The sequence below is a fragment of the Virgibacillus alimentarius genome, from assembly GCF_017874635.1.
Classification (GTDB): Bacteria; Bacillota; Bacilli; order Bacillales; family Amphibacillaceae; genus Virgibacillus_B; species Virgibacillus_B alimentarius.
This window is the reverse complement of record NZ_JAGIKX010000016.1, coordinates 1-18881: the sequence shown is the minus strand read 5'-3', so window position 1 is coordinate 18881 and position 18881 is coordinate 1. Positions and strand designations below refer to the sequence as shown.

Here is an 18881-nt window from a genome sequence, read left to right as displayed (position 1 = left end):
TTAACCATCCAATATCTTGTTTGCTACTAATTCATATGATTTTTTCCTCGCTTCATAGCTATGTGTAATGGTAACCATCATAAATTCATCAACATCGTACTGTTTTTGTAAATCAAAAAGCTGCTCTGCGACTTCTTTCGGATTGCCGATTACCATTCTTTGTTTCATTCTTTCCATCTTATTTTTTTCTTTGTCACTAAAAGAATAAGCCTTCGCTTCCTCGACAGATGGAACGCCATCATTTCCTTCTCCTTTATCCTGAAGCACTTTCCAAAATTGATTACTTAAAGCCAGATTTTCTGCCTCTTCTGTTGTATCCGCACAAATTACTGAAATCGTTGCGATAACTTTTGGCGTTTTTGCAGGATGTATTTGAACAAATTTTTCTTTATAATTTCGGATAATTTTTGGTCCATCCTCTTTACTCATAAATTGGCCAAATGTATATGGCATTCCTTTTTCGGCAGCTAAAATTGCACTTTTTTCACTTGTTCCAAGCAACCAAGGTTGTGGAGCTGTCTCTGGAACAGGCGAGGCTACTATTTTTGAAAACATATGCGCTCTCGGAAAACTTTGATTTAAAAACTGAGATAATTCATCCAGTAAATCAGGGTACTCGCGGACCTTTTCTAAATAGTTATCCGAGAGTGCCATTGTAGCTTCTGCGGATCCGCCCGGTGCCCGTCCGATTCCTAGATCAATACGTCCTGGAAACAATGTTGCCAGTAGATTATACGTTTCCGCTACTCGATAGGCTTTATAATGCGGCAATAATACAGCTCCTGCTCCAATACGAATGCTGTCTGTTTGTGCTCCGATTATACCTAACATCACATCTGGATTTGGACATGCTAATCCTCCTATGTCATGATGTTCCGCGATCCAGTAGCGGGTATAACCAAATTTTTCGCCTGATCGGGCTAGATTTACAGAAGCTGTTAGTGCTTCCTGCGCTGTTTTCCCAGCTGAAATCGGTGCCTGATCAAGAATACTTAATTTCATGTCTTTCACACGCTCCTTCTCTACTGATAGTACTTAATCTATAAGATTATGTTTAAATGCATAAATAACAGCCTGGGTTCTGTCCTGTACTTCAAGCTTTCCTAAAATATTACTCACATGAACTTTCACCGTTTTTATTGTAATATACAGTCGTTCAGCAATCTCCTGATTCGTTTTACCTTCTGTAATCAGTAGTAAAATTTCCATTTCACGACCTGTTAATTGATGGTGCAAATAATCAACTTGTTTTTCTCTCATCCGGTTCATTATTTTCCCTGTTACCTCAGGTTCTAAAATCGATTGTCCATCAAATGTAGCCCGAATTGCACTGGCGATTTCACTAGCCTTTGATGTTTTTAACATATAGCTTGTAGCACCAGCTTCTAGTGCAGGATATACTTTTTCATCATCAAGAAAGCTTGTAACGATAATTATTTTCGCTTCCGGCCATTCTTTTATAATTTGGTTTGTTGCCTCGACACCATCCATTTCGTTCATAACAAGGTCCATCAATATTACATCTGGTTTTAATTCCAAGGCTTTTTGTACAGCTTCTCCACCATCAGCCGCTTCTGCTATTACTTCCATATCTGTCTGTGCTGAAAGATAGGATGAAACACCAATCCGTACCATTTCATGATCATCAGCAAATAATATTTTAATCATTACCATCATCCTCATATCTTAATCGTGGCACTTTGACTTCCAGTTGTGTGCCCTGGTTTGGTAAACTAACAATTTTAAAGGTTCCCCCGACTTCATGTGCACGCTCTTTCATATTTTGCAGTCCATAAGAACTGGTATGGGTTTTCTCCATATCAAATCCAACACCATCATCAACAACACGTAAAATAACAATATTATCCCGTTCGATTAACATAACATGGATGGTTAATGCTTTTGCATGCCGAAGTGTATTTGAAATGGACTCTTGTAAGATTCTAAATAAATGATCTTCAATTCCCTTATCTAGATGTAACGTTTCCACCTTCCATTCAACTTCGATTGGAACCTTTTGGGTAAGTTCACCTAACAATTCATTGATGCCGTCGATTAATGATTTTCCTTTTAAGGCTACAGGTCGTAAATGCAGTAATAAAGCCCGCATTTCAAGCTGTGATTGATTAATCATTTTCTCAACCATCGTAAGCTGTTGTTGGATAGCATGATCTTCGGGTGGGGTCGATTCATTAATTGCTGACATCATCATGGAAGCAGCAAATAATTGCTGACTGACAGAGTCATGTAACTCCCGGGCAAGACGATTTCTCTCCTGTATCACTACTTCCTGTAACGTTCTTTCTCGCTCATGGGCACGCTCAGTCGCTTGACGCTGTTTAAGCTCTGTTTGCTTATTCAGCTTCTCTCTTAGCTGCCTTATATTTGTTTGTATTTGTATGAATTCTTTTTCTGGTGCATCATAAATGGTCACTTTTTGTCCTTTTACTAGCTCATCTAGCTGTCGATCGATACGGTGAAGTCGCTTGTGCCAATACAAGCCAACGGATATTCCGGTAATAGCACCAATCATGACAGGAATGATTAATGCAAATAAGAGAAAAGGCATATCCCAGACATCTCGTTCCATTAGGACCGACCACTCTTCTGGTGGAAATGTAAGAAATGTAAAGCCCATCATGATAAGAGAAAGTAAGACACTAAAAACAATTCCTATCATGGCATGACGTAAAACAACATTCATATGCGCTTCACCTCGATGTCACCAGATAACAAAGACGTCATAATTTTAACACGGCGATCCGTATGAACATAATTTTCCGTTTGATAGGAAATGGTTTGGTTCATTAATTTACCGTGGTAATTTCCCAAAATGGTAACACGTCCAAAAATGGAACTATGATGAATACATATTTCAACTTCATAAGGTACATAAATTACAATATTACCTATCATATGCCTTATGGAAATGACTGAAGTGTCATCAGGTAAAACAGTACTGCTAAGATCAATGACCCGATCACCAAAGAATCCATGAATATTGATATCTCTCCAAGCAAATGCTTTTTCACTTGTTTCTTTATCACCAAATAACCCAGCATCCAATACTGGTGTGATTTTTATTTCCCTTATATTTTCTTTTGTTTCATCTAATTCAATTATCGGTTCAATCCGCTCTGGTTCATTTTTAGATTTCGCATAATGAATAATCAGTATAATAAGACCAACTACAATTAAAAATCGTATGGCAATTATGTTTAGCACACTAAAAATTAGGGTAATTGTACCAATCCAAAAACAGATTTTCCCCCATAATTGTGTAAATTTTTTCCAACCTATGTATACGAGCGCACCTGAAAATAACGTAGAAAAAATAAACCCTCCATGAAAAAAGGACACTTCAATAACAAACAGAATCATCCCAATAATAATAATCCAATTCAAAGTGTCTGTTGTTAATCGTTTAAACATGTAGGGAACTCCTTTCTGGTTATTTAGCTTGGAATTTAAAAGACGCAGTATGCCTGCGTCTTAGTAGTATACCATGTTTCTAATTTCGTCTGCATGACAAAGACATTGGACTTACTTCGCTGATGCGTTTTCTTGCATTTCCTTCTCAAGTTGTGCAATCTTACGGTCAAACGTGCTTCTATAGTACGAACTATTCACTTTATATTCCAATCCTTCAATGTATTGCTCCATTTCGGCAAAACGTGCGTATGGACGATCCGCTTCCTCACTCACTACAAGATTTATTTGGTGGTTAGCGTGCGCTATATTTTCACGTCCCATTAATTCCATCCGGCGCAAATGCATATCTTTTAATTTATGCTTCATTTCTTCATACTTTTGTTCTAGTATTTCCAGTTGTGTTATTGCTTCTTCCCGGGAGTTTTTCATTCTCTCTGCTCGTCCCTGATATTCTTCATGTTCTTTCATTGCAAAATTGTACATTTCTTCTTCGCTAGCTTTTTCGGCAATATTTGCCTGTTTTAATCGTTTATCAGCGAAATCTTTCGCTTTAAGGTACTCTTTGGAAAATTCACCTTTTAGTCGATACTGGCGTTCAACTAACTTTCTGACCTTTTCTTTTTCCTGTTCACTTTGACGTAAATACTGATTCAACGCCGCAATCGGAATTTTTTGTTCCTTTTGATCCATCATGTGATGTAAATCTGCTGCAATTGAATCTTTTATACGAGTAAATATATTTGTCATTTGAGCACTCCTTTTAATGGTTATGTAACTCTGCCCACTGTCTTTCAAAATTTTTAAATGGGTCATCTGCATCCAAAACTTGTCCAGTCCCTAATTCTTTTTCATCACTTTTCCAGCTTGTAAAGATCACATATAATACATATGCTGCAACAATGCCTAATACTGCATATATATTAGATAAAGCAACTCCAAAAATGACTAATCCAGCAATAACCCAGCCAATCTTTCCTGCTGTAGAATTACTTTTAAGAAATTGTTTAAAAACAATATAAAGCAGCCAAATGCTGACACCTAATAAAACCATTGGTCCAATATTCATTAGCAAAATAAACAAGGCTGCTAATCCTGCGACAAAAAGCAAAAACTTTTTCAACTATTTCGCCTCCTTTTTCTTTACTTGATCTAGTTTATTTGAAAATCATACAAACCGTAATGAGCCGGAGCTATATTTTGTTCTAAGACTTAAGATGTATATTGTTCTATATCCGACGAAAAAATAAAAATCTACTGTCAAAAAATTGTTTATATACTTGACTTTCCTAAAAAATTAGTTATACTATTCTCAAAATGAATATTTAACTAGGGGAGTCCAATGAGCTGGGCTGAGAAAGAAACGCTATGAGGTTTCTTGACTCTTGGGACCTGATCTGGTTCATACCAGCGTAGGAAAGTTAAGCAATTACAGATAATGCCATCGTACATTCAGCCGGGTCCATCCATTTGGAACCGGCTTTTCATTTCTCAAAAAATCTACGCTTGTATATCTAGAATCTCGTCCTTCAAAAACAAAAAAAGGAGAGGTTTTTTTATGTCCAAATCGTCATTGAATGAAAAAAATATCTCGATTATGTCCAGTTTTTCTGGTAGTAAAAAGGTGTATATCCAAGGTTCAAGACCGGATATAAAAGTACCAATGCGAGAAATTGCTTTAAGTCCTACAACTGGTACCTTCGGAGAAGAGAGAAATCCGCCGCTGCGTGTGTACGACACAAGTGGCCCTTACACAGATCAAGATTATGATATCGATATTAGAAAAGGAGTTTCTCCACTTCGCAGTAAATGGATAGATGAACGAGGTGATATCGAAGAATATGAACAAAGAAAAATAAAACCAGAAGACAATGGTTTTAAAATGGAAAATGATCCAAGAGCAGACCGCAATATTTTTCCAAGAATAAATCCAAATGTTTTAAGAGCAAAAAAAGGACAAAATGTCACCCAATTGCATTATGCAAAGAATGGAAAGATAACACCGGAAATGGAGTTTATAGCTATTAGAGAAAATATGGATCCGGCTTTTGTACGTGATGAGGTGGCTAGTGGACGAGCTATTATTCCGTCTAATATAAACCATCCAGAAACAGAACCAATGATCATTGGGCGAAATTTTCATGTAAAAATAAATGCGAATATTGGGAATTCAGCTGTTTCTTCCTCTATCGAACAAGAAGTTGAAAAAATGACATGGGCTACCCGATGGGGTGCTGATACGATCATGGATTTATCTACAGGAAAAAACATTCATACAACCCGGGAGTGGATCATTCGAAATTCACCCGTTCCTGTTGGTACTGTTCCTATTTATCAAGCGTTGGAAAAAGTTAACGGTGTAGCAGAGGACCTTACGTGGGAAATTTACAGAGATACTTTAATTGAACAAGCAGAACAGGGAGTTGATTATTTTACGATTCATGCAGGGGTTTTACTCCGATATATTCCATTAACAGCAAAAAGAAAGACAGGCATTGTTTCTCGGGGCGGATCCATTATGGCTCAATGGTGTCTATACCATCATAAAGAGAGTTTTCTATATACACATTTTGAAGAAATTTGTGAAATTATGAAAACTTACGATGTTGCATTTTCTCTAGGAGATGGCTTACGTCCTGGGTCGATAGCTGATGCAAACGATGAAGCACAATTTGCAGAGCTAGAAACACTGGGGGAATTAACTAAACTAGCATGGAAACACGACGTTCAAGTCATGGTAGAAGGTCCTGGACATGTACCAATGCACTTGATTAAAGAAAATATGGATAAGCAACTTGAAATTTGCCGTGAAGCTCCATTTTATACACTTGGTCCGCTAACAACTGACATTGCACCAGGATATGATCATATTACTTCTGCAATCGGAGCAGCGATGATTGGCTGGTATGGAACAGCTATGCTGTGTTATGTCACACCTAAAGAACATCTGGGGCTTCCTAATAAAGACGATGTTCGTGAAGGTGTTATTACGTATAAAATCGCTGCACATGCAGCAGATTTAGCTAAAGGCCATCCTAATGCACAAAAGCGTGATGATGCCCTTTCAAAAGCGCGTTTTGAATTTCGTTGGAGAGATCAATTTAATCTTTCGTTAGACCCAGAACGTGCAATGGAATATCATGATGAAACACTCCCTGCCGAGAATGCAAAAACAGCTCATTTTTGCTCCATGTGTGGACCAAAATTTTGCAGTATGCGAATTTCTCAAGATATACGCAACTATGCAAAAGAAAATAAATTATTCACTAAAGAAGATATTGAAAAAGGGATGCAAGAAAAAGCTGAAGAATTCAAAAAGTCAGGTGGAACAATTTATCAATAAATACTGGGGGAATGAATGACATGGAAGTGCAACAGATTGAAGAAGAAATTGAGCTTGCATTAAAGCATATTTCCCGTTTAGAAAACCGATTAAAAAACATCCAGAAAAATTGTAATCATCAATTTAAATACCATCCCAACTTTAATAAATGTAAAAAATGCCACAAGGTAGAAGTATTTTATTACTAAAACAAAGATTCTATTGAAGATGGTTATAATAATCCAGTACGCTTTTTATATTTGCCCCGCCAGCACGCTTTCGCTTAATACTCAAAAATAAAACGCAGATACCTGCGTTTTATTTTTGGCATAAACCTTACCATTAAGGTTCTTTATCATTGAATAGCTTTAACGTGAGAGGATATGTTCCTATTATAACGATAATCATAGCAGTCAGAAATATAAAAAATTTTGACCAAGTTAAATCTAATAGTGCGTTAACTGGCAATACAATCAGTAACGGAGCGAGCAAATGGGACTCCTTTTCCTTGATGATGCCGTTTCATGTTGTTTTGACCCACAATATGGACACTTCAGCCGTACTATTGTTTTAATTGTTTGCACCCATGTCCATTTCTTTCCAGAATTTTGACAAACTGGTATGTTAACACACCGCTTTCTATATTTGATTAATTAATAACTTTGTCGGATGTAATCAATTGGCAGATAATTTGGATATAATTCGTTGCCATATTTATCTTTTCCATATAGTTTTAGTGCCGGTAATTTTCCTGATTCCACAACTTTGTCAGAGAGTGTTAACTTAATATCAAAGTCACTCCACCCCTCATCCATTTGCTTAAAATCCAGTTCCGTTTCATCTACCAGGACAGAATCATGTTCCACACGATAAAAAGCTGAAGCATTTTTTGCCTTTATTTTCCCTTCGATCGTTACATTTTTCTGATCTACAATCGTTATGATAACTTCTTTAAAATCAATAGAAGCATTCTGATCTACTTTAGTTGGTTCACTTTGTTCCGCATCAGTTTTATCGGCTTGCTTGTTTTCCTCAGAATCGCTGTTACTACACCCAACCAATAGAAGAATACCTAAAATTATCATGATATACTTTAGTTTCATAGTCATCCACCTCTAATCAACATTCATCTGCTTTAGCAACTCCATTTCATATGTGAGCTTATTTATTATATCCGTGATCCGTGCTCAAAAGATTTAGGAATAGCAATTGTGTAATGGAATGTAAAACAGTATAGTTATTATATTTTGAGCGATCTGAAATTTATTGTAGCATATTTTATAAAACGGAAATATAAAAAAAGGAATTTATTTATATTGTGAGGGATATATTAAAGAAAATCGGCAAACCGTTCTTCTGTAGATTTCATTGTGTAATAAAAGTAAACATCTTTTCTACCCTTTTAGCAGTTTTTTAGTTTTTTACATGTGACGTAAAGCATATAATTTCCTAGCAATAAAGCATATAGTTTCCAACCCTAGAGCCACAAGGCCTTTCACCATTTCATTTAGGTTTTATCTCCAATAAATTAAATTACTTTCCGAATAAAGTCGTGTTTTACTACATATTTAGATTTTTAGGAAGCTTTATGCTTTACATTTTTATTTTAGGAAATTTTATGGTTTATTGTTATTTGATTATGGCTATAAGTATGTACCACTCGTTGCCAACATATTTACCATTGGGATAATATCAAGAAAACAAGGATTGCAACTTTGAGGAACTTGAAAGATAAAAAAATCTAATACATCCGTACCGAAGAATTAGACAAATGATTTTCAACAATCGCGATACTATTAATGAAAGTCTGGGAAAAGATTGCTGCCTTTAGCTTGTTAGATTTGCTCCCCTTCATCTAACCTGTTCTTTAATTCATTGTGAAAGCCTTCAATCCTGACAGCAAAGATCTTAATTTTGTACAAGAAATTAGAACTCGTTAATAACAAAATCAATCAAATTAATGTCATCACCTGACAGATTAAACTTCCTTTGTACCTCTTCATATGTGCTTCCTTTTTTAACTAGTTCAATTGCTTCTTCCAAGATTTCATCATCACTATATTCATATTTCTCCTCTTTTCCATTCATATATACATCACCTCTATCTAATAATATAGAATTTAATCAATTAAGTTAAACAGGTCCTTAGAATCAGATAATTCATACCAAGTTATAAACACTAGTTAATTATAGTAGTCTTTTTTTAATCCGTACACCATTATTAGTCCTATTAGGGATTAACACTTCTTAGAGTCTATGTTGCTATTCACACATCAATTGTTAAAGGTGAACCCCCACCCTTTGATCCACTAAAGTCAAAATAAGAGTGAGGGTTCGATACTGTACAAAGCAAAGTACATTTTCTTTATTCAGAAGGAACGCCATCTGAACATCTTTATCATGCTATCCAAGAATGTTGCTTGCGCATTCTCAGTATTTATTCTCAACAAACTTTCTTATTTTTATAATACATTTTAAATCGAACTATGAATAAATATAATAACTCCAAAATAAATTAGCTTTAGCCTTCAAATTTTATAACTAACGATTCTAACATTTCCTTTCTAAAGGTTCTAAAATGTCTTTCCATAAATATGTTTGGATCTGAAATCACTTTATTAATCTGACTAAAACTTGGATATATACCTTTTTGATGCAAATCAAACATAATAGTTTTTATTTCATTTTCAATAACTTTGATTCTTTTCTCTTTCTCTACCTTTATATACTGTTGATTTCTTTCAATAATCTTTTTACACAATTTGGGGTGATATTTTTGTGCTGTCCTTATGGATAATCCATAATCCTCTAGACTTTTCTTTAAGCTCTTTGGTCTTTCATGGGTCAATATTTTTTTTAAAATAATTTCAATATCTTTTTGTCGCTGGATAAAGGAATTCTTACGATGTAAAGCGAAATTATCTAAAATCAATTGACTTAAATGAGGGAAATTATTTTTAGCTGCCGTTCTACTAAAACCTCCTACTCTGCAAACTTCAGCAAGACTTTTAGGAGTAGATTTTGTATAAGCGGCATCTCTTAAATAGCTTTCCATTTCTACTATTGTAATCTTACTGACTTTTCTACTCTTATCAAAGCCATCTACTTTCACCTTTAAATACAAATTTTCATCCGAAATCATTTCGTAAATGGTACAATTTAATTTATTTGCTATATGAAGTAACTTTTCTGGAGATGGAATCCTTTTATTCTTCACCCAATAAAACATTCCTGAATAATTAACTCCTAGAAATTTCGAAAACTGCAACAAACTTTCAAACTCCAATTGCTTTTCTAGTTTTTGTAGAACATTACTAATACAGTTTTTATTTGGGAATGACCTTAAACTAGGAGAGACCTCAAATAATTGCTTATAATTTTTTAAAATATTTTTATGTTCTTCTGAAAGTATCTTATTTTCATTTGAATTACTTTCTCCCAACCACTTTAAACAATACTGACAGTGACCAACTACTAAATTCCTGTGAATATAAGACATTTTTTTCCCGCAGTAAGGGCATAATTCCTTTAGACTTATTTGATGCCTATCACACACCTTAATTTCTGAAATCGCCCAAAGAAGTGGCTCATAAACTATACCTAATTCCTGTTGAAACATTTCCAAGCATAAAGGACACCACCTTCTGTTTCGATTGACTATATTTTCATTAAATAAACCACCCCAGTTAATCATTGTGGTATATTGTATATCCTTTCTCCCAGTTAGTTTCTCAATGCTACTAATAAGCTCTAAGCTAAAGGTAGATATACCATTTGCAAGATATTCTCTATAGGTATTACCTCGTTGAGATACATCGTTTTTGATATTTTCATTTTCCATAACTGGTGCAAATACTTCTTTTAGCATAACTGTTTCACTAATATTATGTTTTTCTGCTAATCTAGCAATATAACTTAATAGGCTTTCTACATAAGGTGTGCCAATTCCAATCGGTTCAATATTATATAACTCTGTTCTGGTGGATAAAAAATTATCTACTATCCTTTGTTCATCTGTTAAACTGCTTATATATAAATTCATTACTGATTCCTCCTGATGTATGATAATGCGTTAACAAGTAAATCTAAGAAATAAAAAATTGAGCAGGAAATACCCACTCAATTTTTTCTAATATATTATAGCCCCTAAGCTTAGGCTAACCCTACAGTATCCCTTTCTGGTTTTCTAATTCCCGGCTTAGGATTATTTTTTCTTTTTGGTTTTTCATTATCTTTCTCATTTTTAATTCCCAGCAAAGTTTGAAGCTCTTTTTTGTCTTTTGTATTATCACTGAAATAGGATTCACCTGTGATTGCCTCATTCGCTAGTGTTAAAAGCTTTTTCGTTTGTAAAACATTTCTTTTCAAATTTTGATAGGTGATAGTTTTCTCCTCTCTTTCTAGAGCATCTGAAAGGCATCTTTGTAACCAATTCTTTAAAATACCTGCACACCCAATAGAATTCTCATATATATATTCCGAGTACTTCTTTAAATCAGGTTCCTTCTCCACAGGTAACAATTTCTGAAAGGTCAATAATAAAGCTTGAAAGTACCTTCTATCTTCAGCATTGGTATAATCATATCTCGGAAAGTGAATTTCCTTAACCCTTCTAGATAACTGACCATCTAAATTGAAAACAGCATTTAAATCATAAGTCCCAAATAAAACAATTTTTGTGGTACTCATGTTTGCTAATGATTTAATAGAATTAAATTGTCTCTGGTTCTGTTCACTGCTACCCCTTTTTTCTGAATTAATTTTAAAAAAGTGCTGTGCTTCATCAATTAGAAGTGCTTTTGTTTTCCTGTTAAAAAATGCACTCTCTATTGATCTACGTAGCTCTGGCGCAGTATTTGCATTAAGGGGGTTGTTACTGTTACTTTTCTTATTTTTCCTATTTTTCTTTTCAATATCAGTAACATCAATCTTATAGTCAATTAATGGATCCTTTAATGATGAAAGAACTCTATAATAGAAATCTTTCCAATTGAACTTACCTAAATCTGGATTTGGAAGCTCAATGCCAGAGATAGGGATAATGCTTCTATCTTTCTCAGTTTCTTCTTTCATATCTTTAAGAACAGATAACGTCGTTGCAGAAAAAAGTCTGGATTTCCCAACTCCTGATGGGCCAACAACCATAATGATGTTTTGTGATCCTTTATAAATTTCATTTTTTAATTCATCTGAAACTTGTTTCATTTTTGTATGACTAACAGTAAAATCATTAAAAAATTTTTCTCGTTCTTTCTTAGATTTTGTTAAAAGCTCTTCTTCAAATAATCTTTGTTTTTTTGTCACCTAAACTAACTCCTCTCAGTCCCACGATCATCATATACGGTCTCTGAACAATTGAATCCCCCATAGTTACTTTATTTAATTAGGTGTTTCTTCATTATTAATAATCTTTAAGTCAGGCCTTACAGCTTATAATTTTGTCCATTCTCCGTCTTACCATTTAAATACTTGTAACACTAAGTTGGCATCGAATCCATTGATTATTAACATACGCATATAATATTCCAGTATTGAGCGGATCAAATTTAACCTCAACCTTAGTATACTCAAGCATTGGATTGTTAAATTGTTTGCACCAATAATATAAATAGTTTAATTTAATCCCCCGTCTTGGATGAACTTTTCTAGTTTTACCTTTTGGAGAAGGTAGTGTCATCAAAATAAATGTTTCGTCATAAGGAATATAGATATTCGGATGTCCAGATACCTCAAAAGAATTAAGAAATGCTTCTTTGGGACTTTGTTGAAGTGATGGATTTATATAATTGTCATATACATAATTAATCCAATTTTCAAGTCGTTTATTTAAGGTCTCAAGTGTCCATACTACATGGTTTTTAGGGTTCACAGAATTATTAACCTGCTGTACATTTCTTGTGTTTCCCATAAGGTTATGGATAAGGCATTTATTTGTTAATCCAAATAATCTTTCTACCACATTATTAGACCCCGCCTTTGCAGGTGGTCTTTGTTGCATATGAATTCCATAAGTTTCAAGAAAAACTTCAAAATCAACACTATTAAATTCCTTTCCACCATCTAATACTAAAGTTTTTGGAAGTCGGTTATATTTTTTTACACACTTCCTAATAACCATCATACAACTATTGTAAGAGGGTTCTTCAAAGGTTAGATAAAAAGCAAGAACCCTTCTTGAATAATCATCAATCATTAGTGTTAACCAAAGTTGCTTAGAATGCCTACCATCAATATCTACTTCTATATCTAATTTAGTATGGTCAATGTATACTAATTCGAAAATACCTTCAGCATGTTTCAAATTAGTAAATTCTAGTTCTTTATAAAATCCCTCATATTTATATAAGGTTCTTCTTTCCTTTCCAAGCCCATACTTTTGCTCATTTGTAATTCCATTTAATGAATCTTCTCGTTTATTCTTAGATTTTGATGAAGGGTATTGTTCAAGTAATCTTTTTCCTTTTGTCACCTATATCAACTCCCCAAATATCTCAAGATCGTCATCATCATAAATATCATCTGTTTCATTAGAATTACTGTCATTCACATTTTCATCATTTGAACTATCGTTGCTTCCATAAACCTTTAATTCTGGATTAGTTGAAGATAAATTTTCGTATACTAATTCCTCTTCTTTTAATTCAGATTCAATAATATATTGTGCAATCATTTTTGCTGTCACTGTATTGTTTTGTGAATATAATTTATTCTTTTGCCTGATTTCTTCTGTAATAATTTTCATTTGTTTTTCACTTTTACCATATAAATATTTGTAACCTTCAGATTGGCATTCTACCCATTGATCTCCTACATATGCATATGCAATTCCAATATTGAAAGGATCATATTTTACTTCAACTTGGAAATTTTCAATTTTTGGATTTCTGAATTGGTCACACCAATAATATGAATATGATAATTTAATACCTTTACCCGGATGTACTTTTCTAGTTTTCCCTTTTGGAGATGGTAATGTCATTAAAATAAAAGTATCATCATAAGAAATATAGGTTTTCGGACGACTTCCAGAAACATTAATTGATTCTTCATATGCCTCTTTTGGACTTTGATGAAGTGATGGATTTATTTTATTGTCATAAACTCTATTAAACCAGTTCTCAAGGGATTCATTTAAAGTTTCTAGTGTCCAAATTGCATGGTTTTTCGGATTTACTGATTTAGTAACTTGTCTTACATTTTTTGTTAATTGCGTGTTTCCAGCAAGGTTATGAATAAACAGTTTATTAGCTATTCCGAATAATCTTTCCACATCATTTCCATATCTTGATTTTGCAGCAGGTCTCTGCTTCTTGTGAACACCATAAAAGGCCAGTAAAGACTCAAAATATACACTATGAAATTCTTTTCCCCCATCCAGAACAAGGAAGTTAGGAAGTCGGTTATAATTCTTTACACATTCTCTAACAATCATCATACAACTGCGATATGAAGGTGGTTCAAATGTTAAATAAAAGGCAAGTACCCTTCTAGAAAAGGCATCAATCATCACGGTAAGCCACGGCCGCATGGTCTTATGACTAGTAAGTTTTAATTCAATATCCAGCTCAGTATGATCAATATGCGCCAGTTCGAAAACACGCTCCCCATGCTTTGGAGTAGTAAATTCTAATTCAGTATAAAATTCCTCAAACTTATATGCTGCTCGTCTTCCTTTTCTAGATTCTTCTACCTCATATTTAGATAGATTATTAATCGCGGTACACAATGTTTGGTATGATGGTGGATCAATATTAAGTTCTTCACATTTAACTAACAATTCTCGATAAACTTGTTTCGCTGTTTTAGACTTTATGTTTTTATAACTTTGATTAATTACATCATTCATTATTTCTTCTGTTTCCGGTGGCAATTTCGAATTTTTATTTCCTTTTTTTTTTGTTTTGGGAAGAAGTCCGACAAAACCATTTCCATATAATTCTTCTGCATCATTGTATTTTTTTACCCAATTTCTGAGACTTCTTCTAGTAACATTTAAATCAACATTTTCTCCGTTTAGATATTTTGTAACAATTTCATATTTCTTATTTGCCTCTTCTAAGTCCTTTTCACTAGCTTCTGCAATCATCTTGTTTAATTTATTACTTTTTTTATTGTTATTACTTTCCACAGCCTTTATATAACCTTCTGATATATAGGATTCAAACAAGTGGATTGGTAATTCAGCATGTTCATTTGTACTTTTTGAATATAAAAACACTTTTTTATTGCCACTGTCGTAATTTAAGATAGTCCAAGCACTATCTCCCCATAAAATACTGTTCCCGTTTTTTATTTCAATCATCTTAGGTGAAATTCTTTTTCTACTTGATTTTTCAATTATCGAAAAACCCTTATGCTGTTCTTTATTTAAATATACCTTTACACTCTCTGGTTCGGTTATTAAATCGTTGTACAAATCAATATAGATGATGTTATTTGCTATTAAGTCATATATATCATCAGAGGTATATTGTTCCTCTGCATTTTGAATAAGCTCTAGTATGGTTATACCAGGCGCTGATATTATTGCCTCCTTAATCTTTGCAATAATTTGTTCTTCGGGTATATGCCCATTGGTAATATAATCTTCCAGAAATTCAAGGTTACGTTGAAGTATCCAATTAATCTCAGATGACGAACGTACAAGAAAATCCAAACCAAACTGTATTGCATAATTTTTTCCGAGTGCGAATTCCCATCTTCCATTATTTCTAAAATATCTATCAGGTTTTTCCTGAGACTTCTTAATAAGATGTTCTTCTGTCTTGCACTCTACCCAATAGGCTCTTTTCTTTTCGATCACAAAAAAATCTGCTGTATACCAATAAGCCATTTTTCTATTTTTATCTTTCTTACTTTGAAAATAATTCATTTTTATTTTGGGTGGTTGATCATAATACTCCAAAACATCATCATTAAATTCCATCATATAGATAGTTGGTAATTCAACCTTATGGCTCTCAAATTGAATGGTTACTCCCATCTTTTTACTACTATACCTTCCGCTAACGTTATTTCTACCTCCCCCGACCCGTCTTGCTGGTGGAGACTGTCTTATCCGTTGAATTTCCTTCTTTGCTTCTTCCGTTAAGTCCATTCTTGCTGCCCAATCTTCAAACTCACTGGAACTCATCATTGAAATATATCCTCCTATTCTTATACTCATAACCACTTTGTACTAATAAAAATTTCCAATAATCTTGCAAAACCTTTTCTTTTAAAACTCCAATCTTGTTAACCTTTTCTTCAATTTTTCTACGACTAGGATATAATCCTTCATTTTCCAACTCATTAAAGGCTAGCTTAATTTGTTCTTTTAACTTTTTAATTCTCAGCTCTGACTTTTCTTTTATATAGTCGTAATATCTCCTCGATATTTGTTTACAAAGATCCGGAAAGTTTCTGTACAATACCCTCTTATCCCGACCAATTACTTTTGCAACTGAATTCATCGAGATAGGAGTTTCTGTACTCAAATGTTCTATCAGTTTTTTCTCAATTACATCGTAATTAAGTGGTTTCCGAGTTTGTTTTGTTTCATTATTAATGACCTGCCTGTCATTAATTTGAAATATATTAACATCTAGTCTTTGAGATTCTAAGAGGAAATCTAAAATTTTTTTATTTAATCTAAAACATATTTTAAGTATGTTATCTAAAGAGGGAAAGTTTTGACCATTTAGCCAATATCGGAGAGTGCTTTTTGGGATACTTAGGTATCTTGAAAAACCTGCAACATTATTTGAAAAACATTCTTCATTTATTTCGTTCAATTTACTTATAAATGTATGCTTAAAACTTTGAACGTCTATCTTGTTATGATTTATTGATAAAATATCTTTCAAATTTTCATAAACATAAAGTTCCCACCTAAATTTTTCTAGATTGATCCTTTTGCTTTCGCTATCTTGGGCTAATATAGAGAAACAATTTGGACAATAGCCGGGAACCATTTGTCTACGTATGATATCAACTTTCTTTTTACATATAGGACATCTATCAATCAAAAAACGACTATGCTTTTTGCAAATCTCTACAGGTTTTAAATGCCATATCAGTGGATAATAAATAACCTCTCCATTTTTCTCCCAAGTTCTAATACAGTCAGGACACCAAGTAAGTGTATCCTTCAACAAATTTCTCAATGGAATGAATTCTTTTAGGTTGTACAAGGTTAAATTAATTAGGTCATCTCTGGATGTTAACTTTTCAACTGTCCATGCAAGTTCAACAGCATTTTCCATGTATCCATTTACAGTTTTTGCCTTTTCATAAAAACGGTTCCCCCCCATAAGCTGAAGCCCGTTCTAAATAACCTTTATTCATTTCAGGAAAAATCATCTTATTAAATAAATGACCAACAGATATGTTATGTTCATATGCTACCCTAATTAAATAACTGCTCAGGCTTTCAACTAACTCAGTTTGTAAACCAATTGGTTCAATACTGTATAAATCACTTCTAGAATCTAAATTTATTTCTATCATTCTATTACACCCCATATATTTAATAGACTAATAGTTATTATTGCCATATAGAATATTTAAATATGCACCTTTTCCTTATCAGGTCGTTTCACGGGCATAAACGGTCTGTTTAGGGCTTTATTTGGATTAAAGTAAGGTATTTTTGTATTTATTCACACATGAAAATAAGGTCTAAATATACGATTAAAGTACATTTAGACCTTATTTTTAAAATTATAATTAGCTATTCGAATAGCTTTTTTAATAGAGTATAATACTTAAAATTATCTTAGGAGGTTGAATAAATGCTATCATTTAGAGCTGTTTTTACTATGGAAGAGGAAAAAAATAATTATAATCGTGTAGATGTAACTTGGTACGATTGTCCAATTGACGAACCGTTTAACTATGAATACTTCGAAAATGAATCAAATAGCTACATTGCATGGACAGAGGACCTTATTAATTTTCACCGATGGATTTTTAAATATTTTTATCAAGGTTATGTACTCCAACAATTTGAGTTGATCATATACCAAGACCATAATCAGACTGAAGATGAAGTCCTATTCTCGATTCCATATTTTAATATTAAATATAAGGATTGTTTAAATATAATTCACGATGGATTAGTTAATTATAAAAGAGAAATAGTAGAAATTAACTTTATTAAATCGGTACAAAATTATGAGCATATTTTAAATAGAATCATTCTATTTAAAAATCATTGGTTAAGATTGGCAAATATAAGTAGTAACAAAGAAAATGAATTAATTGAGAATGACCTTATATTTGACTTACCATTCCTGATATATTTTGCAAATAGCATAGAAGAATTTAAAGAAATAATTAATAAGGTAATCAAGCATTTCAATGGTATATTTAAACTATTAAACAAGAATAGTAATGACCGAAACGTAAGAAAGGTCAAAAATATATTGGTACTACTATTAGATGATTTAAGAAATGAGGAAAGAAATATAAATGAATTTAGTTGGATGTTTAAAATCAATGGGAATAAAATTTATAAAGAAAATAAAGAGGATATTGAACTACATCTTCCACTCGAAGAAGAATTCGATGATAATTTACCCCTCTAATTTATATTAAACTATATTGGCTGTCCAAACTGAACTTAACGGCTCTTTGGGCAGCCTATTTTTATGATAAAAATGATTAATTACCTACCCTTAATGACCTCTTTGCTGTTCTAAAACATATCGCATGATTATTGCGGATGAATTGAGCCACTTGTGCGGAGTTTTGAGCCAGTGATTGCGGAAGATAGAGCCACCGTTTGCGGACGGGAGAGCCAGCAATATAAATAAGAACAACCTCTTGTATAATAAAAGTTGCATGCAATCAAGCAGGACACTATTGTGGATTTAAAATAAAGTCACGACGTTTATAAAAAAGTTGCGAAACTTTACACTTAATTAAGTAGTTCAGTGTAAACTGAATTTATAGAAATAAATGAAATGATATATGTAAATTGTGAATGAATTCACTTAAACTAATTGGCAGTTTAGTTCAATAAGTATTTTCACATAAGCCCCTAAATGAATTTGGACACTAAGAGTTAATTATAATATACTATTTAGTGTCAAGGAGGCTAACATCATGAAACGAACAAAATATTCAAAGGAATTTAAAATACAGGTTA

Annotated in this window: 17 protein-coding genes and 1 riboswitch; of the genes, 3 read left to right on the top strand and 14 right to left on the bottom strand. The window is 33.2% G+C overall.

Going from position 1 to position 18881, the window contains the following annotated elements; translation table 11 throughout:
• The 6 genes from J2Z81_RS09310 to J2Z81_RS09285 form a co-directional block, all read right to left on the bottom strand.
• The gene (locus J2Z81_RS09310) at positions 1-1002 is read right to left on the bottom strand and encodes an LLM class flavin-dependent oxidoreductase (protein ID WP_226371215.1); all 1002 of its coding nucleotides are present in this window, start codon (positions 1000-1002) and stop codon (positions 1-3) included.
• A 33-nt stretch (positions 1003-1035) separates the two neighbouring features.
• Positions 1036-1668, bottom strand: coding sequence for a response regulator transcription factor (locus J2Z81_RS09305; RefSeq protein WP_029268173.1), 633 nt, complete (start codon positions 1666-1668; stop codon positions 1036-1038).
• On the bottom strand, positions 1661-2704 hold the full coding sequence (locus tag J2Z81_RS09300) for a sensor histidine kinase (protein ID WP_029268171.1): 1044 nt from the start codon (positions 2702-2704) through the stop codon (positions 1661-1663). The genes J2Z81_RS09305 and J2Z81_RS09300 overlap by 8 nt, the downstream gene beginning before the upstream one ends.
• A complete protein-coding gene (gene liaF / locus J2Z81_RS09295) occupies positions 2701-3432 on the bottom strand; it encodes a cell wall-active antibiotics response protein LiaF (protein WP_029268169.1) in 732 nt (243 codons plus the stop codon). Before liaF ends, J2Z81_RS09300 begins: the two co-directional genes overlap by 4 nt.
• A gap of 111 nt (positions 3433-3543) precedes the next feature.
• The gene (locus J2Z81_RS09290) at positions 3544-4179 is read right to left on the bottom strand and encodes a PspA/IM30 family protein (RefSeq protein ID WP_226371214.1); all 636 of its coding nucleotides are present in this window, start codon (positions 4177-4179) and stop codon (positions 3544-3546) included.
• 13 nt (positions 4180-4192) lie between these two features.
• Positions 4193-4552, bottom strand: a complete 360-nt coding sequence (locus J2Z81_RS09285) for a lmo0954 family membrane protein (protein ID WP_029268165.1) — start codon at positions 4550-4552, stop codon at positions 4193-4195.
• Positions 4553-4750: 198 nt separating this feature from the next.
• Positions 4751-4865: riboswitch (TPP riboswitch) on the top strand.
• Between the two features lie 122 nt (positions 4866-4987).
• Between J2Z81_RS09285 and thiC the strand changes: the two genes are divergently transcribed.
• Positions 4988-6772: a phosphomethylpyrimidine synthase ThiC gene (gene thiC, locus J2Z81_RS09280; protein WP_029268163.1), complete on the top strand. Its 1785-nt coding sequence runs from the start codon at positions 4988-4990 to the stop codon at positions 6770-6772.
• 20 nt (positions 6773-6792) lie between these two features.
• Positions 6793-6960: a serine protease gene (locus J2Z81_RS09275; protein ID WP_156947692.1), complete on the top strand. Its 168-nt coding sequence runs from the start codon at positions 6793-6795 to the stop codon at positions 6958-6960.
• A gap of 444 nt (positions 6961-7404) precedes the next feature.
• On the opposite strand, the gene J2Z81_RS09270 is transcribed toward J2Z81_RS09275, so the two are convergent.
• The 8 genes from J2Z81_RS09270 to J2Z81_RS09235 form a co-directional block, all read right to left on the bottom strand.
• The gene (locus tag J2Z81_RS09270) at positions 7405-7854 is read right to left on the bottom strand and encodes a hypothetical protein (RefSeq protein WP_029268161.1); all 450 of its coding nucleotides are present in this window, start codon (positions 7852-7854) and stop codon (positions 7405-7407) included.
• An 823-nt stretch (positions 7855-8677) separates the two neighbouring features.
• On the bottom strand, positions 8678-8839 hold the full coding sequence (locus J2Z81_RS09265; RefSeq protein ID WP_226371213.1) for a hypothetical protein: 162 nt from the start codon (positions 8837-8839) through the stop codon (positions 8678-8680).
• Positions 8840-9272: 433 nt separating this feature from the next.
• Complete coding sequence (locus J2Z81_RS09260) at positions 9273-10793, bottom strand: helix-turn-helix domain-containing protein (RefSeq protein ID WP_226371212.1); 1521 nt, start codon at positions 10791-10793, stop codon at positions 9273-9275.
• A gap of 110 nt (positions 10794-10903) precedes the next feature.
• Positions 10904-12055, bottom strand: a complete 1152-nt coding sequence (locus J2Z81_RS09255) for a TniB family NTP-binding protein (protein ID WP_226371211.1) — start codon at positions 12053-12055, stop codon at positions 10904-10906.
• Between the two features lie 157 nt (positions 12056-12212).
• Entirely contained in the window at positions 12213-13220 is a 1008-nt protein-coding gene (locus tag J2Z81_RS09250; RefSeq protein WP_226371210.1) for an integrase catalytic domain-containing protein, read from the bottom strand.
• Positions 13221-15887: a TnsA endonuclease N-terminal domain-containing protein gene (locus J2Z81_RS09245; RefSeq protein WP_226981308.1), complete on the bottom strand. Its 2667-nt coding sequence runs from the start codon at positions 15885-15887 to the stop codon at positions 13221-13223.
• Positions 15871-17043, bottom strand: coding sequence for a TniQ family protein (locus J2Z81_RS09240; RefSeq protein WP_226371209.1), 1173 nt, complete (start codon positions 17041-17043; stop codon positions 15871-15873). Before J2Z81_RS09240 ends, J2Z81_RS09245 begins: the two co-directional genes overlap by 17 nt.
• Positions 17021-17239 (bottom strand): TniQ family protein, encoded by a 219-nt coding sequence (locus J2Z81_RS09235; protein WP_226371208.1) that lies wholly within the window; start codon positions 17237-17239, stop codon positions 17021-17023. The genes J2Z81_RS09240 and J2Z81_RS09235 overlap by 23 nt, the downstream gene beginning before the upstream one ends.
• A gap of 284 nt (positions 17240-17523) precedes the next feature.
• On the opposite strand from J2Z81_RS09235, the gene J2Z81_RS09230 reads away from it, so the two are divergent.
• Entirely contained in the window at positions 17524-18318 is a 795-nt protein-coding gene (locus J2Z81_RS09230) for a hypothetical protein (RefSeq protein WP_155554325.1), read from the top strand.
• Positions 18319-18881: the final 563 nt, after the last annotated feature.